Annotated in this window: 25 protein-coding genes and 1 pseudogene; 10 read left to right on the top strand and 16 right to left on the bottom strand. The window is 70.1% G+C overall.

Going from position 1 to position 20049, the window contains the following annotated elements:
• The first annotated feature begins 15 nt into the window (after window positions 1-15).
• Entirely contained in the window at window positions 16-420 is a 405-nt protein-coding gene (locus JNB62_RS12505; protein WP_220301220.1) for a VOC family protein, read from the top strand.
• The gene (locus tag JNB62_RS12500) at window positions 417-698 is read left to right on the top strand and encodes a winged helix-turn-helix transcriptional regulator (RefSeq protein WP_220301219.1); all 282 of its coding nucleotides are present in this window, start codon (window positions 417-419) and stop codon (window positions 696-698) included. The genes JNB62_RS12505 and JNB62_RS12500 overlap by 4 nt, the downstream gene beginning before the upstream one ends.
• A 13-nt stretch (window positions 699-711) precedes the next feature.
• Here JNB62_RS12500 and JNB62_RS19245 read toward each other — a convergent pair whose 3' ends face one another.
• Window positions 712-1011, bottom strand: coding sequence for a hypothetical protein (locus JNB62_RS19245; protein WP_223231125.1), 300 nt, complete (start codon window positions 1009-1011; stop codon window positions 712-714).
• A gap of 100 nt (window positions 1012-1111) precedes the next feature.
• Here JNB62_RS19245 and JNB62_RS19670 point away from each other — a divergent pair.
• The 3 genes and pseudogenes from JNB62_RS19670 to arfB form a co-directional block, all read left to right on the top strand.
• Window positions 1112-1555: pseudogene (locus JNB62_RS19670) on the top strand (NAD(P)-binding domain-containing protein); the annotation flags it as partial.
• A 27-nt stretch (window positions 1556-1582) separates the two neighbouring features.
• Complete coding sequence (locus JNB62_RS19665) at window positions 1583-1996, top strand: NAD-binding protein (protein ID WP_374450926.1); 414 nt, start codon at window positions 1583-1585, stop codon at window positions 1994-1996.
• 220 nt (window positions 1997-2216) lie between these two features.
• On the top strand, window positions 2217-2654 hold the full coding sequence (gene arfB / locus JNB62_RS12485) for an alternative ribosome rescue aminoacyl-tRNA hydrolase ArfB (protein ID WP_220301217.1): 438 nt from the start codon (window positions 2217-2219) through the stop codon (window positions 2652-2654).
• Between the two features lie 46 nt (window positions 2655-2700).
• Here the strand turns inward: arfB and JNB62_RS12480 are convergent, their stop codons facing one another.
• The 4 genes from JNB62_RS12480 to JNB62_RS19240 form a co-directional block, all read right to left on the bottom strand.
• Window positions 2701-3039, bottom strand: coding sequence for a TfoX/Sxy family protein (locus JNB62_RS12480; RefSeq protein WP_220301216.1), 339 nt, complete (start codon window positions 3037-3039; stop codon window positions 2701-2703).
• A gap of 9 nt (window positions 3040-3048) precedes the next feature.
• On the bottom strand, window positions 3049-3408 hold the full coding sequence (locus tag JNB62_RS12475) for a DUF1294 domain-containing protein (protein ID WP_308291799.1): 360 nt from the start codon (window positions 3406-3408) through the stop codon (window positions 3049-3051).
• Window positions 3409-3575: 167 nt separating this feature from the next.
• Window positions 3576-4013: a DUF1622 domain-containing protein gene (locus JNB62_RS12470; RefSeq protein WP_220301215.1), complete on the bottom strand. Its 438-nt coding sequence runs from the start codon at window positions 4011-4013 to the stop codon at window positions 3576-3578.
• Between the two features lie 190 nt (window positions 4014-4203).
• Entirely contained in the window at window positions 4204-4584 is a 381-nt protein-coding gene (locus JNB62_RS19240; RefSeq protein ID WP_223231138.1) for a hypothetical protein, read from the bottom strand.
• 87 nt (window positions 4585-4671) lie between these two features.
• On the opposite strand from JNB62_RS19240, the gene JNB62_RS19235 reads away from it, so the two are divergent.
• Window positions 4672-5340, top strand: coding sequence for a DUF6226 family protein (locus JNB62_RS19235; protein WP_308291798.1), 669 nt, complete (start codon window positions 4672-4674; stop codon window positions 5338-5340).
• Between the two features lie 115 nt (window positions 5341-5455).
• Window positions 5456-5710 carry a PLD nuclease N-terminal domain-containing protein gene (locus tag JNB62_RS12460; RefSeq protein ID WP_220301213.1) on the top strand — a complete coding sequence of 85 codons (255 nt, stop codon included), beginning with the start codon at window positions 5456-5458 and terminating at the stop codon, window positions 5708-5710.
• 218 nt (window positions 5711-5928) lie between these two features.
• Here the strand turns inward: JNB62_RS12460 and JNB62_RS12455 are convergent, their stop codons facing one another.
• Both JNB62_RS12455 and JNB62_RS12450 read right to left on the bottom strand, forming a co-directional pair.
• Complete coding sequence (locus JNB62_RS12455; protein ID WP_220301212.1) at window positions 5929-7398, bottom strand: NAD-dependent succinate-semialdehyde dehydrogenase; 1470 nt, start codon at window positions 7396-7398, stop codon at window positions 5929-5931.
• A gap of 120 nt (window positions 7399-7518) precedes the next feature.
• Window positions 7519-9411 (bottom strand): FAD-binding monooxygenase, encoded by a 1893-nt coding sequence (locus JNB62_RS12450; RefSeq protein WP_220301211.1) that lies wholly within the window; start codon window positions 9409-9411, stop codon window positions 7519-7521.
• 136 nt (window positions 9412-9547) lie between these two features.
• Between JNB62_RS12450 and JNB62_RS12445 the strand changes: the two genes are divergently transcribed.
• Window positions 9548-10249 carry an IclR family transcriptional regulator gene (locus JNB62_RS12445; RefSeq protein ID WP_220301210.1) on the top strand — a complete coding sequence of 234 codons (702 nt, stop codon included), beginning with the start codon at window positions 9548-9550 and terminating at the stop codon, window positions 10247-10249.
• A gap of 9 nt (window positions 10250-10258) precedes the next feature.
• On the opposite strand, the gene JNB62_RS12440 is transcribed toward JNB62_RS12445, so the two are convergent.
• A complete protein-coding gene (locus tag JNB62_RS12440) occupies window positions 10259-10828 on the bottom strand; it encodes a VanZ family protein (RefSeq protein WP_220301209.1) in 570 nt (189 codons plus the stop codon).
• Between the two features lie 56 nt (window positions 10829-10884).
• Entirely contained in the window at window positions 10885-11196 is a 312-nt protein-coding gene (locus JNB62_RS12435) for a hypothetical protein (RefSeq protein ID WP_220301208.1), read from the bottom strand.
• A 139-nt stretch (window positions 11197-11335) separates the two neighbouring features.
• On the opposite strand from JNB62_RS12435, the gene JNB62_RS12430 reads away from it, so the two are divergent.
• On the top strand, window positions 11336-12988 hold the full coding sequence (locus tag JNB62_RS12430) for a thiamine pyrophosphate-binding protein (RefSeq protein ID WP_220301207.1): 1653 nt from the start codon (window positions 11336-11338) through the stop codon (window positions 12986-12988).
• A gap of 100 nt (window positions 12989-13088) precedes the next feature.
• The gene (locus tag JNB62_RS12425; RefSeq protein ID WP_220301206.1) at window positions 13089-13904 is read left to right on the top strand and encodes an LLM class flavin-dependent oxidoreductase; all 816 of its coding nucleotides are present in this window, start codon (window positions 13089-13091) and stop codon (window positions 13902-13904) included.
• A 593-nt stretch (window positions 13905-14497) separates the two neighbouring features.
• On the opposite strand, the gene JNB62_RS12420 is transcribed toward JNB62_RS12425, so the two are convergent.
• The 7 genes from JNB62_RS12420 to paaI form a co-directional block, all read right to left on the bottom strand.
• A complete protein-coding gene (locus tag JNB62_RS12420; protein ID WP_220301205.1) occupies window positions 14498-15259 on the bottom strand; it encodes an enoyl-CoA hydratase/isomerase family protein in 762 nt (253 codons plus the stop codon).
• A 142-nt stretch (window positions 15260-15401) separates the two neighbouring features.
• Complete coding sequence (paaE, locus tag JNB62_RS12415; protein ID WP_223231124.1) at window positions 15402-16595, bottom strand: 1,2-phenylacetyl-CoA epoxidase subunit PaaE; 1194 nt, start codon at window positions 16593-16595, stop codon at window positions 15402-15404.
• Window positions 16595-17098, bottom strand: coding sequence for a 1,2-phenylacetyl-CoA epoxidase subunit PaaD (paaD, locus tag JNB62_RS12410; RefSeq protein ID WP_220301204.1), 504 nt, complete (start codon window positions 17096-17098; stop codon window positions 16595-16597). Before paaD ends, paaE begins: the two co-directional genes overlap by 1 nt.
• A complete protein-coding gene (gene paaC, locus JNB62_RS12405) occupies window positions 17092-17901 on the bottom strand; it encodes a 1,2-phenylacetyl-CoA epoxidase subunit PaaC (RefSeq protein ID WP_220301203.1) in 810 nt (269 codons plus the stop codon). The genes paaD and paaC overlap by 7 nt, the downstream gene beginning before the upstream one ends.
• A gap of 170 nt (window positions 17902-18071) precedes the next feature.
• A complete protein-coding gene (paaB, locus tag JNB62_RS12400; RefSeq protein ID WP_220301332.1) occupies window positions 18072-18377 on the bottom strand; it encodes a 1,2-phenylacetyl-CoA epoxidase subunit PaaB in 306 nt (101 codons plus the stop codon).
• On the bottom strand, window positions 18377-19354 hold the full coding sequence (gene paaA / locus JNB62_RS12395; protein WP_220301331.1) for a 1,2-phenylacetyl-CoA epoxidase subunit PaaA: 978 nt from the start codon (window positions 19352-19354) through the stop codon (window positions 18377-18379). The genes paaB and paaA overlap by 1 nt, the downstream gene beginning before the upstream one ends.
• A gap of 104 nt (window positions 19355-19458) precedes the next feature.
• Window positions 19459-19857 (bottom strand): hydroxyphenylacetyl-CoA thioesterase PaaI, encoded by a 399-nt coding sequence (gene paaI / locus JNB62_RS12390; RefSeq protein WP_220301330.1) that lies wholly within the window; start codon window positions 19855-19857, stop codon window positions 19459-19461.
• Window positions 19858-20049: the final 192 nt, after the last annotated feature.

Raw genomic sequence — 20049 nt, 5'->3', positions numbered from 1 at the left:
GGAAGTATCAGCGTCATGAGCCTCTTCATCACCTGCCCGGTCGAGAGCGTGGAGCGCGCGACCGCCTTCTACACCGCCCTCGGCTGGACGCTCAACGCCGAGATGTCGGATCACAACGTGTCGTGCTTCGCCATTGCGCCCGAGCAGTACGTCATGCTCGGCAGTCGCGAGATGTATGCGCGCGTCGGCGGCGTCGAGTCGCTGATCGGCGGACCGGATACGCCGTCGAAGGTCACGGTCTCGTTCGACCTCACCAGTCGCGAGGCGGTCGACGAACTCGTCGAGCGCGCCGGCGCTGCGGGCGGCCGCATCGGCGACACCGACGACTACCCCTTCATGTACCAGCGGCAGTTCGACGACCCCGACGGCTACCACTACTCGCCGTTCTGGATGAAGCCGGACGCCGAACCGACGGCGTGAGCGGCCTCGCTGCGGCCCTCGACGTCGTCGGAGCGCGCTGGGCTCTGCTCATCGTGGAACAGTTGCTAGAGGGCCCGCAACGCTACGGCGACCTGCAGCGCGTCCTCGGCGCCGGGACGAACATGCTCGCGACACGCCTGCGCGAGCTGGAAGCGGCGGGCGTCCTGTACCGCCTGCCTCTCCATCACAACACGCGTGCGTACGCGCTCACCGAGCGCGGGTTCGCGCTGCGCGATGCGATCGTGGCCCTCGGGCGGTGGGGAGCCGAGCAGACCTAGGCGGGCCGCCGTTTCAGCCGTCGGACTGACCGTCTTCCTCCGGTTCGAACGTCGAGGGCTCGCCCGTGTAACCCGCGGCGACGCCTTCGGGTTCATCGGGAATGGTCCGGTCTCGGCCCAGTCCGTCAGGCTTCGGCTCGCCCGAGTCGTCGGCCCCGGTGCGGGCCGGGCTCACGTACGAGTCGGCGCTGTCGTTCAGGTCGTCGGCGGTGTCACCGAGGTCGGCGTCGCCGTCGACAGGCATCTCGACGTCCGGCCCTTCGTAGCCTTCGTCGTCTCGGGGCTCGAAGGAAGCTGGCTGCTGGTTCGTCATTTCGGTCCTCCTGGCTCTGACCTCCAGCATCCGAGTCCGCCACTGTGGATGCGTAGGGGCTTGACAGCGCGGGGCGCGGCCTGCGAACCGACATACTGCTCAGGTGAGGATCGGCGTGGTGGGGCTGGGCGTGATGGGCGCACCCGTGGCCGCGACGCTTGCGGGTGCGCACGAGGTGCTGGCGTACGACATCGATCGCGGCAGAGCGGAGGCGGCTGCAGCGAGCGGGATTCCGGTCGCGCGGTCGATGAAGGAAGTCGTGCGGGCCTCCGAGGTGATGATCACCGTGCTGCCCGGGCCGGGTGAGACGGCGACGGTGATGGATGCCGTCGAGCATCGGTTCACGGCGGGCTCGATCTGGCTCGACCTCTCGACGGGCGATCCCCGTGTCACGCGGCGTGTGGTGGAGCGTATGCACGAAGCCGGCGTCGCGTGTGTGACCGCAACGATGGCGGGCGGTCCTGCTGCAGCACGCGCCAGGGAACTGCTTTTCACCGTCGCCGGCGCGGTCGAGACCGTCCAGCGGATCACGCCACCGTTGGAGCTGCTGGCGGCTCCTGGTGGCGTCGACGTGATCGGAACCGACCCCGCCGAGGCTCAGACCGTCAAGCTGCTGTCGAATCTGTTGTGGTTCGGCCAGGTGGTCGCCGTCACCGAAGCCATGCTGTTGGGGCGCGCGACCGGTATCGAACCAGCCCGGCTGCAGGAACTGCTCGCCGCGCGCGCCGGGTCGAGCGTGATGCTCGAGCGGGACTACGGCGCGGTGCTGCGCGGTGACTACATGGGTGCCTTCGGCATCGACCGTGTGGTGGAGCAGATCGCCACGATGAGAGCGATGGCCGCCGACTTCGCCGTCCCGTTCGAACTCTCCTCGGTCGTTGCGCGCGTGCATGAAGAGGCACTCGCGGCGTACGGGCCCGTGGCGGGAGAGCTGCTCGCAGCCAAGCTTCTCGAGGAGCGGTCCGGTCGGCCATTGGCGCGGTGATCCGTTCGAAGTCACCAGCCGGACCGTGCCAGAAGCGTCCGCGTGGCAGGAGTCGTTCCGGACGGATCCACCGCCGCAGCCCAACGTGACGGATCTCCGCGAGGCGCTGTGATCTCAGGACATCATCTACGTCGGGAGCCGGTCCGTGGCGGGCCCGCTGGCGCTATGGCGGGTGCATGGGGGGTGAAGGTCGATAGAGCCGGGAGAGGATGATGGACTCATGCCGGCCGCGCACCGTCCCGGACTTCGCATCAACGCCGGGGTCACGATCCCCGAGTCCGAGCTGTCGTGGCGGTTCTCACGTTCCTCTGGCCCGGGCGGGCAAGGCGTGAACACCGCCGACTCCCGGGCCGAACTCGTGTGGGATGCGGCACGGTCAGCCGCCCTCTCGCCCCATCAGCGAGAGCGGCTCCTCACGAACCTGAGCGGTCGACTGGTAGGCGGAGTGCTGACGATCGCGGCATCCGAACACCGCGAGCAACGCCGCAATCGGGATGCCGCGCGCGAACGGCTCGCCACAGTCATCGCTGACGCGCTCCGCCCTCCCCCGCCGGCGCGACGACCCACCACACCCAGTCGCGGCGCAAAGGAACGACGCCTGGCAGCCAAGAAGCATCGCACCGACGTGAAGCAGCTCCGTCGGCCACCCCGCGATTGATCGCCTGACGCGCATCGTCAGACGGGGCAGGGCAGCGAAGCGGCGGTCAGCGGTCGAGCCGGTTGAACTCTCTCGCCGCGTCGATCCAGAAGAGGAGTCGCTCGTCGTCAGCGAGTGCGTCGGGCGCGACAAGCAGCCAGCCGGGTCCCATCTCGCGTCGATTCGGGCCCATGACCGCAGGGGCCGCGCCCGCCTCGAGCATCAGTGTCGCGGCATCCTCGATGCTGACCCTCACCAGCAGTTGGGCATCTCGCATGACGGCGACCACGATCCGCTCGTCGAGCAGGAACGCGTGACTGCCGAACATCGCCTTCTCGGTGAGGTCTGCTTCGTCGGCCAGGAGCGCCCGGGCGCGGTCGGTCAACTCCTGTTGCGCTTCGCTCATCGGCATCGGTCAAACCCCTCCGAGTGCCGTGAGGAACGGCAGATCGAGCGCGCCCGGCTGCGTCACAGCGGCATAGACGAGATCGGCGAGCACCGCGATGTTGATGACCACCGTGAACCAGAACATCCGCCGGAAGGAGCGCTTGCGCGTCTTGTGCCGGAACACCTGCTGCGCGACGAGGGCTCCCGGCCAGCCGCCGAGGACGCCCACGGTGAGAAGCGTCTGCTCGGAAACGCGCTGACGACCTGCTCTCGCCGCAGACTTATCGAGGCCGTAGGCGGCGAAGCCACACCCGCTCATCACGAGGTAGAGCGCAGGGATCCACAGCGGCAGCTCTGCCACGAGATACGCAACGGCGAACGCGGCCACGAAGACGAAGAGAACCGTCCAGCTCAGCGCCGAGGGAAGCGGCTTCGACATGTCGCGCGGTCGAGGATCGGCGACGTCCAGACGTGTCGATCTGCTTGAGCCGCTGGTCACGTGCTCGATTCTAGGGAGACGCACCGACTCGCGGGCTGACTGATGAAAGAGCGGAACTACTCAGCGCGTTCTGCGGGCGAAGCCGCGGCACGGGCTGAGGCGGCGCGATCCTTCGCCGCTGCCTGGCTGAGCAGCTGACCGCCGCTCGTCAGCAGCGCACGACGCCACGGGGCGACCCCATCGATCTCGATCTGGATGGAGATCGAGAGGATCGTCCGAATGATCACGATGATGCCGAGGATGAGGGCGTCCTCCAGCGACGGCTTGGAGGTGATCGTGCGCACGAGGTCGGCCGCGACGAGCACCTCGAGTCCGAGCAGGATCGCCGCGCCGAGGGTCGTGCGCAAGGCCGTGTAGGCCGCGTGGCCGCCCTCGCCGCGCAGAAGGGAACGGATCCCGAGCACGACCGCGAAGAGGAATCCGGCGACCATGACGACGGCGCCGATCACCTCGAACCCGATGGCGACGGCAGTGAACACCGACTCGAAATCCACGCGCTCAGCGTATGGCCCCCGCCCGGACGTGGCTAGGCGACCCGCAACAGGTGCTGGGGCAAGAGATCGGTGTCTCATCGACGCCGTCGACGCGTCTAGCGCATTCGAATGCTCTCGCGCGCTCGATCGGACCGTCCCGCCTTCGGTCCAAAACCGGTCCTCGACCGGGTTCCTTTGGGCGGTGGTGACGTCAGCCGTTGAGCTCGTTGACCTGGGCGATGCTATCGAGGCGGCTCAGCAAGGTGTCGCCGGCCGCCGCGATACTGCTGACGGCCAACCCGACGACCACGGCGGTGATGATCGCGAACGCCACGATCGCCGGCCAGGCGTATCCGCGCTTCACCGTGAGGACAAGAGCTGTGATCGCGCTAAGGATGGCGACCGTCTGGCCGGCAACCGTCGCGAACGCCATGCGAAGCGCACCGTCGACTGTGAGCGCACCGTAGCTGTTGAACACGATATTCAGAGCCGTTGGAACCAGGACGACACCGAGCAGGAGGACGGAGCTGCGGCCGATTCGTCGGGTTCGCTTCGCAGGCGGGTTCGTACCTACGACGGGCTGCGCTGTCATGCTGTGACCCTATCCGGAAGATATCTCTCGAATCACTGCGCCGCCGGCGGCGAGGTGCTCACGAGCGGTGTGCGGCAGGATGACGGGGTGGCCTCCTATGCACGCCCGTCCATCAACGGACCGGAGTTCCGCGACGCCGACGGTGAGGTGATCGACTACGGCCACCGGTGGAACGGGTCGCCTCCGGAAGACACATACTCGGTCGACACGCACCCGGAGCGGTTCGCACCCCTCCACACTGTCGCCGATGCCCTGATCGCACACCTGCGTGCCACCTACGACGTCGACGTCGGCGAGGGCGCAGAGTTCGCCGCGGATCTCCTGCACCCGAGCTATCACGACGTGGTGCGAGCCGTGCGAATTCGACCGAATGATCCGACGTGCGCGTCACTGACGCTGATCTTCACCGCGTATCCCGGGATATACATGCACGCCGGGCTTCTGAACGAGTTCCACTACCCGGTCTGCGGTTGCGACGCCTGCGACTCGAACTGGGAGCACGAAGCGGACGACCTCGAGCGACAAGTGTTCGCGGTCGTCGCAGGACACTACCGGGAAACTATCGAGCTCCGAGAACTCGACCCCTGGATCGGTCACTCGTTCAGGTATCCCGACGGCGGGTCCAGCTCAGGCGGATCCCGCGAGCATGGCGTCTCACCCGAGCGTCTCAACGCAGCACAGTTGATCCTCCGGACAGTCCCCGACGGATGGGGCGAGTGGCCCAGACGCGACCCGTCCTCTAGCGACGCGACCTAGGTGCTCGTCAGCCAGTCGTCGAGCGCGCAGTCAACGAGGTCAACAGTGCCGGTGCGCACCCCGTGATCGCAATCGCTCGCGTGAGTCATCCGCTGTCGGTTACGTTCGAACAACCATGAGCGACGAAAACAACCCCCTCGTCCCCGCTGCTTACGACATCACGTGGTCGATCGTCGCTGTAGTGGTCATCGCGCTCACTTGCCTGGCCCTCATCTCGCTCATCCGGTCCGGGCGCCCGCTCTCGCTCATCCAAGCGACGATCTGGACGCTTCTGATCCTCGTCGTCCCGGTGCTCGGTCCCATCGCGTGGCTGGCCGTCGGTCGGCGCGCGGCTGTCGCGCAGGGCACCACTGAGACCACGAACAGCTAGCGCCGATGGGTGAAGCTCACGCCCGAGACCCGGTACTCCCGCAGACGTGCCGCCGCGTCCAGGTGTCGAGCGAACGCCACCCTCCGGGATACCCTTAAACCCCGCCCGGCACTCTCGCCCGCACCGGGACCACAAACGCGCCCCCACTGAACTCCCCTCAACAACAAGACGAGCGGACACCCCGTCGCCGAGGCATCCGCTCATCTCACTCCCGCGCGTCAGAACGGGTTGGGCGTCAGGGTGTACTTCGTCTGCAGGTACTCGTGGATGCCCTCGGCACCGCCCTCGCGGCCGAGGCCCGACATCTTCCAGCCACCGAACGGTGCCGCGGCGTTGGAGACGACGCCCATGTTGAGGCCCATCATGCCGGTCTCGAGGCGCTCGATCATGCGCTGGCCGCGCGCGAGGTTCTCGGTGAAGACGTACGAGACGAGGCCGTACTCGGTGTCGTTGGCCAGGCGCACGGCCGCGTCCTCGGTGTCGAACGGGACGATGGCGAGCACCGGTCCGAAGATCTCCTCACGGAGGATCTCGGAGCCCGGCTGCACGTCGGTGACGACGGTCGGCTCGTAGAACGTGCCGGGGCCCTCGACCGCCTTGCCACCGGTGGCGACGGACGCGCCGCGGGTGACGGCATCCTGAACCAACTGGGCAGCCTTCGCGACCGCGCGGTCGTCGATCAGCGGGCCGATGGTCACGCCGTCTTCGGTGCCGCGGCCGATCTTGAAGCCGTTGACGCGCTCGGTGACGCGGCGGGCGAACTCGTCGGCGACCGAGCGGTGCACGATGAAGCGGTTGGCGGCCGTGCACGCCTGGCCGATGTTGCGGAACTTCGCCGCGATCGCGCCGTCGACCGCCTTGTCGAGGTCGGCGTCGTCGAACACGACGAACGGCGCGTTGCCGCCGAGCTCCATCGAGGTGCGCAGCACGCCCTGCGACGCCTGCTCCAGCAGACGCTGGCCGACCTGCGTCGACCCCGTGAACGACAGCTTGCGCAGGCGCGGGTCGCGGATGATGGGCTCCGACACGGCGCCCGACGTCGAGGTCGTGAACACGTTGACCACACCGGCAGGCAGGCCTGCGTCTTCGAGCAGCTTCGCGAAGTACAGCGTCGTGAGCGGCGTGAGCTCGGCGGGCTTGATGACCACGGTGCAGCCGGCGGCGAGCGCGGGCGCGATCTTGCGGGTCGCCATTGCGAGCGGGAAGTTCCACGGGGTGATGAGGAAGCACGGACCCACCGGGTGCTGCGACACGATCATGCGGCCGGTGCCCTCGGGGTTGGCGCCGTAGCGGCCCTGGATGCGCGAGGTCTCTTCGCTGAACCAGCGCAGGAACTCGCCACCGTACGCGACCTCGCCGCGTGCCTCGGCCAGCGGCTTGCCCATCTCGATCGTCATGAGGAGCGCGAACTCCTCCTTGCGCTCCTGCAGCAGGTCGAACGCGCGACGCAGCAGCTCGGCGCGCTCACGGGCCGGGGTCGCCGCCCACGCCGGGAACGCCTCGACCGCCGCGTCGAGGGCGGCCTTGCCGTCTTCGGGCGAGGCATTGGCGATCTCTTTCACGACCTGACCGTTCGACGGGTCGTAGACCTTGAGGGTCTTGTCGGCGGTCGCCGCACGCCACTGGCCGCCGATGAACAGCCCGTCGGGGACGGACGCCAGCAGCTCGGTCTCACGGTTCTCAGTCACGGGGACTCCCTCGTCTGTGGGTGAAGGTGATTCATGCCTGGGGCCATTCTCGTCGTGCCGACAGCCCCTGGCGCATATACGGTGCGTACACAAGGCACCTGCATATCGCCGCAGCGTACGTCAGGACTGCGGCAGCAGGGCGCCCGCGAAGAAGTCGGCCAGCTCGTCCGTCGCGATGAGCGGCAGCACGGCGGCGACGTACTGGTCGGGCCGCACGACGACGACCACGCCGTCGCGTGACAATCCGCGCTCCTCGAAGATGTCGGTCTTCGTCCACGCGCTCGGCGCGGCCGCGTAGACCTTCTCCCAGTCGATCAGCCCGAGCGGCCCGGTCTCGGGCAGGAAGAGCTTCGGCACCGCCATGATGTCGACGTCCTCGTGCGCCTGCTGGTACACGACCTTGATGTCGAACACGGCGTCGACGTCGGCGCCCGTCGGCGTGAAGCGCGCCACCGGCGACTCGTCCGACGCCATGTACTCCGCCCACGACGAGAGAGTAGATGCCGCACCCGGCGCCGCGCCGTCGGCGAACGCGTAGATCCGCCAACGTCCGTCGGCCTTGGCGTGATGCCCGAGGTGCACGGCGTTGCCGTCGCACACCCGCACCACCTCGGACGACTTGAAGCGCTTGCCGACCGGGAAGCCGGACGCGAGGCCCTGGTGGGCGGCATCCTTCACGATCATCGACGGGCCGTACTGCGTCATGAAGCCGGACGGGAACTCGGCGGTGCCGAGGTAGAAGGTGGCGAGCTCCTGCGGGTCGGAGATCTCTTCGGGCTTGCGGGCCATGAGCGACGACCACTCGCGGTCGAAGTCGATGAGCTGCTGCGCGACGGGCTGCCGCTCGGCCGAGTAGGTCTCCAGGAGCGACGCCGGGCTGAGGCCGGTGAGCACGTGGCCGAGCTTCCAGCCGAGGTTGAAGCCGTCCTGCATCGACACGTTCATGCCCTGCCCGGCCTTGGCCGAGTGGGTGTGGCATGCGTCACCGGTGAGGAACACGCGCGGGGCGTGATCCTGGTCGACGTCGACGTCGTCGAATTTATCGGTGACACGGTGCCCGACCTCGTACACGCTGTGCCACGCGACCTGCTTCACGTCGATCGAGTACGGGTGCAGGATCGCGTTGGCTTTGCGGATGATCTCGTCGATCGGGGTCTGCCGCACGCGGTGGTCGTCGTCGTCGGCGACCTCGCCGAGGTCGATGTACATGCGGCTGAGGTACCCGCCCTCGCGCGGGATGTGGAGGATGTTGCCCGCCTCGGCGTTGATCGCGCATTTGGTGCGCCAGTCCGGGAAGTCGGTGTTCACGAGCACGTCCATGACGCCCCACGCGTGCGCCGAGATGCCGCCCACGTGCTTGCGGCCGATGGCCTCGCGCACGCGGCTGCGGGCGCCGTCGCATCCGGCGACGTACTTCGCGCGGACGGTCCGCTCCTCGCCGGCGCGCTCCCCCGCCACGTGGCGCACGCGCACCTCGACGGGGTACTCCTCACCCTCGTTGATGGTGAGGCCGACGAACTCGATGCCGTAGTCGGGCACGATGCGTCCCGGCCCGTGCGCCGCAGCCTCGGCGAAGTAGTCGAGGACTCGCGCCTGGTTGACGATGAGGTGCGGGAACTCGCTGATCTTGAACGCGTAGTCCTCGGTGCGCGCGGTGCGCACGATGTTCGCGGGGTTCTCGGGATCGGGGCCCCAGAAGTTCATCCAGCCGATGTTGTAGGCCTCGGCGATGATGCGCTCGGCGAAGCCGAAGGCCTGGAACGTCTCCACGCTGCGCGGTTGGATGCCGTCGGCCTGACCCAGTACGAGACGACCGTCGCGGCGCTCGATGATGCGCGTCGTGACGCTGGGGAACTGCGACAGCTGTGCGGCGAGGAGCATGCCGGCAGGCCCGGAGCCGACGATGAGGACGTCCATCTCGTCGGGGAGGTCGGCCGGGCGGTCGATGCCCGTGCCGGCGGCGTCCTGCACGCGGGGGTCGCCCGAGACGTATCCGTGGTGATGGAACTGCATCGTCCTGATCCCTTTCCCGACGACTTCGTCGGAGGTTGTGGGGGAATCGTCGCGTGTTCTATATTCGAACACGCCGTTCTACTATTGAACAGATCGTATACGAAGTGTCGATGGTCCGACAAGGCAGGAGACCCGTGTGAGCTCGACAGCGCCCGCCTCGCAGACCTTGAGTCGCGGCATCCGGATCCTCGAAGTCCTCGCCGACGCCCGCGAGCCGCTCACGATCGACGAGCTCGCCGCCCGTCTCGACGTGCACCGGTCCGTGGCGTACCGGCTGCTGCGCACGCTCGAAGACCACGGGCTCGTCGTGCGCGACTCGAGCGGCCGCGTGCAGCTCGGCCCGCGCATGGCCGCCCTCGCCGCAGGCGTCGCCCACGATCTGCAGGCCGAGGCGCTCCCCGAGCTGACCGCGGTCGCCGCAGACCTCGGTGTGACGAGCTTTCTCGTGGTCGCGGACCACGACGAGTGCGTGACGCTCTCGAGCGTCGAGCCGCGGCACGCGGTGAACCCCGTGGCGCAGCGGCCGGGCACGCGGCACCCGGTGACGCGCGGCGCCCCCGGCAAGGCGATCCTCTCGCTGGTGCCCGAGGGCGCATGGCCGGCCGAGGTGGGCGACGCGCTGGCCGAAGAGATCCGGGATGCCGCCACCCGCGGCTACGCGACGAGTCACGACGAGGTGATCCCGACGCTGCGGGCGGTCGCCGTGCCGCTCAGCGTGCGGGGGCGCGCGCCAGCCGCCATCGCCGTCGTGTTCGTCGCCACGACGCACAGCGACGACGAGATCGCCGCCCGGCTCACACGGTCGGCGACCGCCATCCGTGACGCGCTGGGCGGCTGACGCCCGGAGTCAGCCCGAGGTCGAGCGCTCGACGACGACGTCGCGCTGCGGGCCGTAGTGCAGGGGCGACGCGACGAAGGCGACGACGGCAACCAGCGCCAGCCCGGCGACCGTGACGCACACGCTCCTCATGACCGATGGGGCGCGCTCCCCCGCCCTGCGACGCACGGCCGCGAAGATCGCCCAGCCGACGAGAGCGCCCGCGGTGTTGACGATCAGATCGCTGGTGTCGAAGCTGCCCGTCGAGATCAGGTGCTGGACGACCTCGAGGGCGAGGCTCACTCCCAGCGCGACGAGGCCTGCACGCCACCACGACCACGCCGGCGCCAGCGCCCCGACGAAGAGGCCGAGGGGCACGAACAGCACCAGGTTGATCAGCAGCTCGATCGGAGCGCTCGCACCCGCATCGCCGTCCGAGACGAAGGGCACCAGCTTGACCGGGCGGACGAGTCTCGCCGCGTCGCCGATCCAGGGCACCTCGAGCTTCCAGAGCACCACCCAGGCCAGCAGCACGAGGTAGACCGCGAACGACACGATCACGAGGGCGCGGCGGCCGGGCCGCTCTTCCGGGGAGGTCACACGCCATCTTCCCGCGAAAGGCTCGGAGAACACCGAGCCCGCCCGGGCCCAGCCCGTCAGCGGGCGGTCGTCGGGAACTCCGACACGAAGCGGATGTTGTACTCGGCGATCCGCTGCGGCACGCCGTCGAAGGCCTCCGCACGCGAGTCCGAGGCCATGTACGCCTTCTCCAGGGCGAGGAACGCGTCCTCGTCGCCGGGAGCGCTCACGGCCCACACGAATTCGTTGGTCTCGCGGATGCCGTATCCGAACTCGATCGTGAACCCGGCTGCGGGGCGGACGCGCGGCATCCACTCGTTCCACCAGTCGACGAACGCGTCGTACTCCCCGTCGACGAGCGTGTACCGGCGCAGCTGGATCGTCTTCATGCCTCCATCTTGGCGTACGCCTATACTCGGTTCCGTCCGGCGGCATCGTCGCCCGCCGGTGCTCGAAAAATGGGCACGCAGCGCTGACGCGCGAGACACATACGGCCTCTCATCCGTCTGCAGTCTCCAGGGATCCGTCATGCCTTCCGTCTCCGCCCACGTCGCCCTCACGCTCGCCCGCCACATCGACCACGTCTTCGGCGTGATGGGCAACGGCAACGCCTACTTCCTCGACGCGCTCGAGCGCTCGACCGACGTGCACTTCACCGCCGTCCGCCACGAGGCGGGCGGCGTCGTCGCCGCCGACGCCTTCCATCGCGCCTCCGGCCGCCTGGCCGCCGCCACCGCCACGTACGGCGCCGGCTTCACGAACACGCTCACGGCGCTGGCCGAGGCCGTGCAGGCGCACGTGCCGCTGGTGCTCGTGGTGGGCGACGAGCCGACGTCGGGCCCGCGCCCGTGGGACGTCGACCAGATCGCGATGGCCTCCGCGGTCGGAGCGCGCACGTATACGGTCGGGCGGGCGGATGCCGCCGCCACGACCGTCATCGCGATCGAGCATGCCCTCACCTACCGGGTGCCCACGGTGCTCGCGATCCCCTACGACGTCGCCGCGCGCGACGCCGGCCCGGTTCCCGAGGCGCCCGAGCCCCGGCTCCCCGACCCGCTGGCGCCCGCGGGACCGTTCGCCGCCGGAGCGCTCGACGGACTCGTCGGGGCCCTCGCGACGGCCGAGCGGCCGTTCCTGCTCGCCGGTCGCGGAGCCTGGATCTCCGGCGCCTCCGAGGCGCTGGGCGAGGTGGCCGACATGGTGGGCGCCGTGACCGCATCGACGGCGCTCGGCCGCGGCGTCTTCCCCCGAGCAGAGTTCGACCTCGGCGTCACGGGCGGGTTCGGCGCAGAAGGAGCCATGGAACTCGTGCGCCAGGCCGACGTGGCGGTCGTGTTCGGGGCATCCCTCAATCAGTTCACGATGCGGTTCGGCGACCTGTTCGCCCCGGGAACCCGGGTCTTCCAGATCGACGTGGCGCCGGCTGCCACGCACCCTCACGTGGGCGGATTCGTGAGGGCGGATGCCGGCGTCGCAGCCCGCGCCGTCGCCTCTGCGCTGCGCGCACGCGGTGCGGCGCCCAGCGGGTGGCGCGAGTCGGTGGACGTCGCCGCGCTGCGCGCGTACGAGCCCGGCGATGCGGTCGCGGCGGACGGCCGGCTCGACCCGCGGGCCGTGGCCCGGCGGATCAGCGAGCTGCTGCCGGAGGACCGCGTCGTGGTGTCGGACGGCGGGCACTTCATCGGCTGGGCCAACATGTACTGGCCCGTCGCCTCGCCCGACCGCATGATGATGGTCGGCACCGCCTTCCAGTCTATCGGCCTCGGCTGGCCCTCGGTCGCCGGCGCGGCGCTCGCGAAGCCCTGGTCGACGGTCGTGCTCACGACGGGCGACGGCGGTGGGCTCATGGCCCTCGCCGACCTCGAGACGGCGGTGCGCGTGGCCGGCGGTCGCGGCGTCGCCGTCGTGTGGAACGACGCCGCCTACGGCGCCGAGGTTCACCTCTACGGGCTCAAGGGCCTCGCCGAGCAGCCGATGCTCATCCCCGAGGTCGACTTCGCCGCCCTCGCGGCGGGCGTCGGCGCGGAGGGCGTCGTAGTGCGCACCCTCGACGACCTGGAACGCCTAGCCTCGTGGAGCGCGGAGCCGCCGGCATCCCGCCCTTTCCTCGTGCTGGACTGCCGCGTCTCGGGCGAGGTCGTCGCGCCGTACCAGCGCGAGATCATCCGCGTGAACTCCTAGCGCGACTCACGCGGTGGAGCGGGCGGTGCTCCCGTGGGAGGAATCAGGATGCCTCCCGCAGGCGGATGCGCGGCCGCCGCTGCCGGACGAGCATGGCAGCATGACCTCCTTTCGATTCGGTGTGGTGACCGGCAGCCACGGCGACGCCCCGGCGTGGAGCGAGACGGCCCGGCGACTCGAGGGCGACGGCTTCTCGGCGCTGCTCGTACCCGACACGCTGTACACGCCGTCGCCCTTCCTCGCCCTGTCGGTCGCGGCGGCGGCGACCGACACGTTGCACCTGGGCACGTGGGTGCTCGCGGCGCCGCTGCGCACTCCCGCCGCCACCGTCCGCGAGACGCGCACGCTCGTCGAGCTGTCGGGCGGGCGCTTCGAGCTCGGCCTCGGTGCGGGACGGCCGCAGGGCGAGGCGGATGCCGCAGCGCTCGGCGTGCCGTGGGGCTCCGGCCGCGAGCGCGTCGATCAAGTGGAGGCGACGATCCACGCCGTGCGCGAGGCGTGCGGCGACGACGTACCGCTGACGCTGGCCGCGGGTGGTGACCGCATGATGCGGCTGGCCGGGCGCCACGCGCACACGGTGGCGCTCCCCCTGCCGCCGCACGCCGATCTCGCCGCGGTGACGGAAGTGGTCGGCCGGGTGCGCGCGGCCACTCCCCCGGACCGTGAGGCGGTCGAGCTGTCGCTGCAGATCGCCGGGGTCGGAGACGCCGTGCCGGAGTGGCTGCGCCGCAGCGCCGGGCTCACGCCCGAGTCGCTCCGCGCCGCCGGGGCGGTCGCGGCGCTGTCGGGCGACGTCGCGCGCGACGCCGACGCGCTGCGCGCGCTACGGGACGAGACAGGGGTGTCGTTCCTCACGGTGCCCGACGAGCTCTCCGCCGCGGTGGTGCCGCTGGTCGCGCAGCTCGCCGGGACCTGACCGGGCCGTCGAGCTGTCAGCACACACGCTTCGTCTCGCTGGCGCTCGCTCAGCGACCGGTTCCCTGTCCCCGGTCGTTGAGCGAGCGAGGAACGAGCGAGACGAAACGCCTTGACCGCGCGGGCAACCTCGCGCCAGAGCGCGCTCCGCTCAGCGACCGGTTCGCTGTCCCCGGTCGTTGAGCGAGCGAGGAACGAGCGAGACGAAACGCCCCAACCGCACGAGCGGCCTCGTGCCAAGCCGCGCTTCGTCTGCGCGCGCCAGAGCGCGCTCCGCTCAACGACCGACTCCCTGCCCCCGGTCGTTGAGCGAGCGAGGAACGAGCGAGACGAAACGCCCCAACCGCACGAGCGGCGTCGTGCCAAGCCGCGTTTCGTCTGCGCGCGCTAGAGCGCGCTCCGCTCAACGACCGGGTCGCTGTTCCCGGTCGTTGAGCGAGCGAAGCGAGACGAAACGCCCCGACCGCACGGGCAACCTCGCGCCAGAACGCGTTTCGTCTGCGCGCGCTAGAGCGCGCTCCGCTCAACGACCGACACCCTCGGTCGTTGAGCGAGCGAAGCGAGACGAAACGCAACCTCGAGGTTCGCGGGTCCTCACTCTCCGCGAAACTCGGGCTTGCGCTTGTCTTGGAATGCGGCGAAACCCTCGCGGTAGTCGGCCGTGGCGCGCAGCGCCTCCTGGTCGCGGGACTCCTCCGCGACGGCATCCCACAAGCGCGCGTCCCGCAGGCGGGCGACCAGGCGCTTCGACGCGGCGAAGGCGGCGGTGGGTCCGGAGGCCGTCACGGCGGCCCGCTCGCGCGTGAAGGCGAGCAGCTCGTCGGCGGGCACCGCACGGCTGAACAGGCCCGCCGTGACGGCATCGGCGCCCGACAGCAGCTCCCCCGTGAAGATGAGGTCGAGCGCGCGGTGGGCGCCGAGCCGATCCACGAACAGCGCGTGCGCCCCCGAGTCGGGCAGCGCGCCGAGGTTCGCGAACGGCGACCCCACCTTGGCGGTCTCGGCGACGTACACGACGTCGGTGGCGATCGCGAGGCCGAGCCCGACACCCAGGCACGCACCCTGCACGGCGGCGAAGGTCGGCACGGGGAACCCCGCGATCCGCCGCATGACCTGCTCGACGGCATCCAGGTACTGGGGAACGTCGTCCGTCGCCGGATCGACGCCCGCGATGTCACGTCCGGCGCAGAACGCGCGGCCCTCGCCTCGCAGCACGAGCGCCCGGATCCCGGATGCCGCCGCTCGGGCGTACGCGTCGTCCAGCTGCCGCAGCGCCTCCAGCGACAGCGCGTTGAGCTTGTCGGGAGCGTTCAGCGCGACCTCGGCGACGGCGCCGTCGACGGTGAGCTCGATCATGCCCTCACGCTACGGTCCCGTTCGTCCCCCGGGCAATGCTCGCCACCCACCCCGAACCTTCGGGAGGTGCAGGTTGCGGCATCCACCCCTGTGAAGCGACCATCCACGACGCCTGGGCGGCGGGGTGACAAAGGCCATGCGCTCACACGTCGTAGTCCACGACCACGGCGTCGGTCGTGGGGTGAGACTGGCACGTGAGCACGTAACCGCGCTCGAGCTCGTCGGGCTCGAGGGCGTAGTTCTCGGTCATCGTGACCGAGCCCTGCAGCAGGCGGGCGCGGCATGTTCCGCACACGCCACCCGCGCACGCGAACGGCACGTCGGGCCGCACCCGCAGCGCCGCGGTGAGGATCGACTCGTGCGCGGCGACCGGGCTGTCGACCGACTGCGACTGCCCGTCGAGCGTGAACTCGATGCGGGTCACCGGCTCGTCGGCGGCGATCGTCACCGGCCCGCCGACAGGCTCGTCGCGGGGGCCGTCGGCGGGAGTGAACAGCTCGTAGCGCACGTGCGCGGCGTCGACGCCGAGGTCGGCGAGGGTGTCGCGGCACAGCTGCACGAGCGGGAACGGCCCGCACAGGAACCACTCGTCCACGGTGTCGGGCAGGACGAGCTCGTCGAGAATCCGACGCAGGCGCGGCTCATCGAGGCGGCCCGACAGCAGCGGCGCCGTGCGCTGCTCGCGCGAGAGCACGTGGTGCAGGGCGAGCCTCGTCGGGTAGCGGTCCTTGAGGTCCGACAGATCGTCGAGGAACATCACGTCGAGGCTCGACCTGTTCGTGTACACCAGCGTGAACCGCGAGGTCTCGGAACGATCGAGCACGGTCGCGGCGAGCGCCATGAGCGGCGTGATGCCTGAGCCGGCGGCGATGCCGGCGACGTGGGCGCCGTCGAGATCGGCGAGCGTCGACGTGAACGACCCCTGCGGGTTCATCACCTCGAGCTCATCGCCGACCTTGAGGCCGGTCTGTGCCCATGTCGAGAAGCGCCCGCCGGCGTCGCGCTTGATCGCGATGCTGATGGTGCGCGGGCCGTCGCCGCCACCACCCGCGTCGACCGCGCGACACAGCGAGTACGAGCGCCGCACCTCACGACCGTCGAGCGTCGCCCGCAGTGCGACGTGCTGGCCGGCCAGGTAGTCGAACTCGTCGCGCACCTCCTCGGGCACCGCGAAGGTCACCTCGATCGCGTCGTCGGTCAGCGGCCGCACCGCCGCGACGCGCAGCGCGTGGAACCTGCCGCGACGCCGGCTGCCGTGCGGCCCGCCCACGGCCGTCGTGAGCAGCGCTTCGGCGATGCGCTCGCGCTCGGCGTCGCCGGCCTGACCGGGCGCCATCAGTGGGCCTTGAAGTGGTCGAAGGGCTCCAGGCATGCACGGCACTCGTACAGGGCCTTGCACGATGTCGAGCCGAACCGGGCGAGCTCGCGGGTGTCGAGCGAGCCGCAGCGCGGACAGCGCACCGACAGCCGCAGCGGGATCGGCCCGGCCACGGCACGACGCCCGGTCGGAGGGGCGATGCCGTACTCGCGCAGCTTGTGCTTGCCGGCATCCGTCATCCACTCCGTGGTCCACGCGGGCGCGAGCGCGAGCCGCACCTCGACGTGGGCGAACCCAGCCTCCGTGAGGGCGAGCACCACGTCGTCGCGGATCGCGTCCATGGCGGGGCACCCCGAGTACGTCGGCGTGATGGTCACGGTGACGGCGTCGCCGTCGACCGACACGTCGCGCAGCACCCCCAGGTCCTCGATGGTCAGCACCGGCACCTCCGGATCGAGGACGGATGCCGCGACCGCCCATGCGCGGTCGCTCGATGACCGGGTTGGCTGCAGAGTCACCACGTCACCCCCGGGTGCTGCCGGGCGAGCACCTGCATCTCGGCGAGCAGGTAGCCGAGCGTCGGGAAGTGCGATCCGCGACGACCTCCCCCGGATGACATCGGGCCGTCGGGGACCTCGAGCGCCGCCTCGGCGAACACCGCCGCAATCACCGCGTCGAACGCGGACTGCAGCGTGGACGGCCGTACGGCGATGCCGTCGAGCCGGTCGATGAGCGGCTCGTCCCGGAACAGCTCGCCGACGTACGGCCACACGTCCCCCACCGCACGCACCATGCGGCGTCGCGACTCGTCGGTGCCGCCGGCCAGCCGCAGAGTCCACTGCACGGCATGGTCGCGGTGATACTCGACCTCTTTCACCGCCTTCGCGGCGATGGCGGCCAATGTCGCGTCGGACGACCCCTGCAGCGCCGTGTACAGCTCGAACAGATAGGTGGATGCCGCAAGCTGGCGCGCGATCGTCTGCGCGAAGTCCCCGTTCGGCTGCTCGAAGAGCCAGGCGCAGCGGAACTCGGGCTCGTCGCGCCAGTAGGCGAGGTCGTCCTCGGAGCGCCCGTCGAACGTTCCGGCGTACCGCAGGAACGAACGCGCATGGCCCAGCAGGTCGAGGGCGATGTTGGCGAGCGCGACGTCCTCCTCGAGCTCGGGGGCACGGGCGATCCACTCGCCGAGCTGCTGCGAGAGGATGAGCGCGTCGTCGCCGAGCCACAGCGCGTACTCGGCCACGTCGGCCGACCCGGCGCGCCCCTCGCCCCCGGCGAGCTCGGCCGACAGTTCGACCCGGTCGACGGTGACGTCGCCGTGCACGTCGTCGGCGAGGTCGGCCTGCGACGTTTCGTCTCCCTCGTCCCTCGGTCGCTCAACGAGCGGGATGGTTGCGACGGGACGAAGCGTGCTCGATGGCTCAACGACCGGCAGACCGCTCGTTGAGCGAGCGGAGCGAGACGAAACGCCTGGGCCGCCGGCATCCGGATCCATCACAGGTGAGGCACCCCCTCGGACGCCGTGTAGTACGACGCGTGGCGGTAGTTCTTGCCCGCGGGGCTCTCGAAGAACGCGCCCTTGGCGTCGGGGTCGCTCGTGGTGATCGCGTCGGCCGGGACCACCCAGATCGACGTGCCCTCGCCGCGCCGCGTGTACAGATCGCGCGCGTTGCGCACGGCGAACTCGGCGTCCGGCGCGTGCAGCGACCCGGCGTGGACGTGGCTGAGCCCACGTCCGGCCCGCACGAACACCTCCCACAGCGGCCACGTCTCGCGGTCGGCGGCACCCGGGGTCGTCATCACGCCGCCTCCTCTCGCCGGCGCTGCTGCGTGCGCGCGTACTCGGCGGCCGCCTCGCGCACCCAGGCGCCGTCCTCGTGCGCCTCACGGCGCCGGCGGATGCGCTCGGCGTTCATCGGGCCGCGGCCGGCGAGCACCTCGTGGAACTCCGTCCAGTCGATGTCGCTCGTGATCCACCGGCCGGCCGCCTCGTCCCACCGCAGCTCGGGGTCGGGGAGGGTCACGCCCAGCACTTCGGCCTGGGGAACCAGCATTCCGATGAAGCGCTGACGCAGGTCGTCGTTCGAGAAGCGCTTGATCTTCCAGGCCATCGACTGCGCCGAGTTCGGCGACTCGTCGTCGGGCGGGCCGAACATCATGAGGCTCGGCCAGTACCAGCGGTCCACGGCGTCCTGCGCCATCCGCTGCTGCGCCTCGGTGCCCTGCATGAGGGTCAGCAGGATCTCGAACCCCTGGCGCTGGTGGAAGGACTCCTCCTTGCAGATGCGCACCATCGCCCGCGCGTAGGGGCCGTACGACGCGCGGCACAGCGGCACCTGGTTGCAGATCGCGGCGCCGTCGACGAGCCAGCCGATGGCCCCCATGTCGGCCCACGTCGGCGTCGGGTAGTTGAAGATCGACGAGTACCGGGCGCGGCCCTCGATGAGCTGCTCGGTCATCTCGTCGCGCGTGATGCCCAGCGTCTGCGCGGCCGAGTACAGGTAGAGCCCGTGGCCGGCCTCGTCCTGCACCTTGGCCATGAGGATCGCCTTGCGCTTGAGGCTCGGCGCCCGCGTGATCCAGTTGCCCTCGGGCTGCATGCCGATGATCTCGGAGTGGGCGTGCTGCGAGATCTGCCGGATCAGCGTCTTGCGATAGGCCGCCGGCATCCAATCCCGCGGTTCGATGCGCGAGTCGGCTTCGATGACCGCGTCGAACGCCGCCTGCTCGGCTGCCTGATCAGACGGCGCAGGGTCGATCAGCGTCTTGGTCGTCATCATCGACTCCTCATTTACAGACCGTTCGTTCAGTAAAGTATACGCCCCCGGCTGTGGCGCGAACGAGCGACCTCGTGCACCGCGTTTCGTCTCGCTTCGCTCGCTCAACGACCGGACTCGCGGGCGGGGTCCGAGCGCCGGGTCGTGAACGAGCGTCCGCGGAACTCGGCGACCACGTCACCCGTCTCGTCGGTCACGGTGACGTCGTACAGGCCGGTGCGGCCCGACACGCTCCGGCGACGCGCGTGCGCGGTGAGCGTCTGCCCGGCGTGCGTGGCCTTCAGGAACGAGATGTCGGCTCCCGCCGCAACGGTGACGCTGTCGTCCTCGTTGCAGGCCATGGCGAACGCGGTGTCGGCGAGCGCGAACACCATCCCGCCGTGCGTGATGGCGAAGCCGTTGGTCATGTCGTCGTGCACCCGCATCGACACGACGGCCTCCCCCGGTTCATCGCGCTCGACGACCATGCCGAGGGCGGCCGACGCCCGGTCGCGGCGCAGCATCTCGCGCTGGCCCGCGAAGTGCTCCTCGGGGTCGGTCACAGCCTCACCTTCGCGCTGTCGAAACCTGCATCCGCTGCTGTTCCCACGGCGCGCCCACGGCTCGCGCTGTCGGAACCAGCATCCGCGCCAGAAAGTTTCGGGCGCGCATGCCGATTTCGACAGCGCGCAGGATTCCGCGCAGGCGACATCGCG

This window comes from Microbacterium jejuense (genome assembly GCF_019511665.1).
GTDB classification, from domain to species: Bacteria; Actinomycetota; Actinomycetes; order Actinomycetales; family Microbacteriaceae; genus Microbacterium; species Microbacterium jejuense_A.
Note: the sequence above shows the minus strand (reverse complement) of the source record. Positions and strands in the feature narration are given on the sequence as shown.

Excerpts from the sequence above, each read along its gene's own strand:
- JNB62_RS12430 (WP_220301207.1), top strand. The coding sequence starts at position 11,336 with ATGCCTTCCGTCTCCGCCCACGTCGCCCTCACGCTCGCCCGCCACATC.
- JNB62_RS12450 (WP_220301211.1), bottom strand. The coding sequence starts at position 9,411 with ATGCAGTTCCATCACCACGGATACGTCTCGGGCGACCCCCGCGTGCAG.
- JNB62_RS12505 (WP_220301220.1), top strand. The coding sequence starts at position 16 with ATGAGCCTCTTCATCACCTGCCCGGTCGAGAGCGTGGAGCGCGCGACC.
- JNB62_RS12435 (WP_220301208.1), bottom strand. The coding sequence starts at position 11,196 with ATGAAGACGATCCAGCTGCGCCGGTACACGCTCGTCGACGGGGAGTAC.
- JNB62_RS19245 (WP_223231125.1), bottom strand. The coding sequence starts at position 1,011 with ATGACGAACCAGCAGCCAGCTTCCTTCGAGCCCCGAGACGACGAAGGC.
- paaI (WP_220301330.1), bottom strand. The coding sequence starts at position 19,857 with ATGCTGCGCCGCGACCGGGCGTCGGCCGCCCTCGGCATGGTCGTCGAG.
- paaE (WP_223231124.1), bottom strand. The coding sequence starts at position 16,595 with ATGGCGCCCGGTCAGGCCGGCGACGCCGAGCGCGAGCGCATCGCCGAA.
- JNB62_RS12425 (WP_220301206.1), top strand. The coding sequence starts at position 13,089 with ATGACCTCCTTTCGATTCGGTGTGGTGACCGGCAGCCACGGCGACGCC.
- JNB62_RS12460 (WP_220301213.1), top strand. The coding sequence starts at position 5,456 with ATGAGCGACGAAAACAACCCCCTCGTCCCCGCTGCTTACGACATCACG.
- JNB62_RS12480 (WP_220301216.1), bottom strand. The coding sequence starts at position 3,039 with ATGAGCGAAGCGCAACAGGAGTTGACCGACCGCGCCCGGGCGCTCCTG.
- paaA (WP_220301331.1), bottom strand. The coding sequence starts at position 19,354 with ATGACGACCAAGACGCTGATCGACCCTGCGCCGTCTGATCAGGCAGCC.
- JNB62_RS12420 (WP_220301205.1), bottom strand. The coding sequence starts at position 15,259 with ATGATCGAGCTCACCGTCGACGGCGCCGTCGCCGAGGTCGCGCTGAAC.
- paaB (WP_220301332.1), bottom strand. The coding sequence starts at position 18,377 with ATGACGACCCCGGGTGCCGCCGACCGCGAGACGTGGCCGCTGTGGGAG.
- arfB (WP_220301217.1), top strand. The coding sequence starts at position 2,217 with ATGCCGGCCGCGCACCGTCCCGGACTTCGCATCAACGCCGGGGTCACG.
- JNB62_RS19240 (WP_223231138.1), bottom strand. The coding sequence starts at position 4,584 with ATGACAGCGCAGCCCGTCGTAGGTACGAACCCGCCTGCGAAGCGAACC.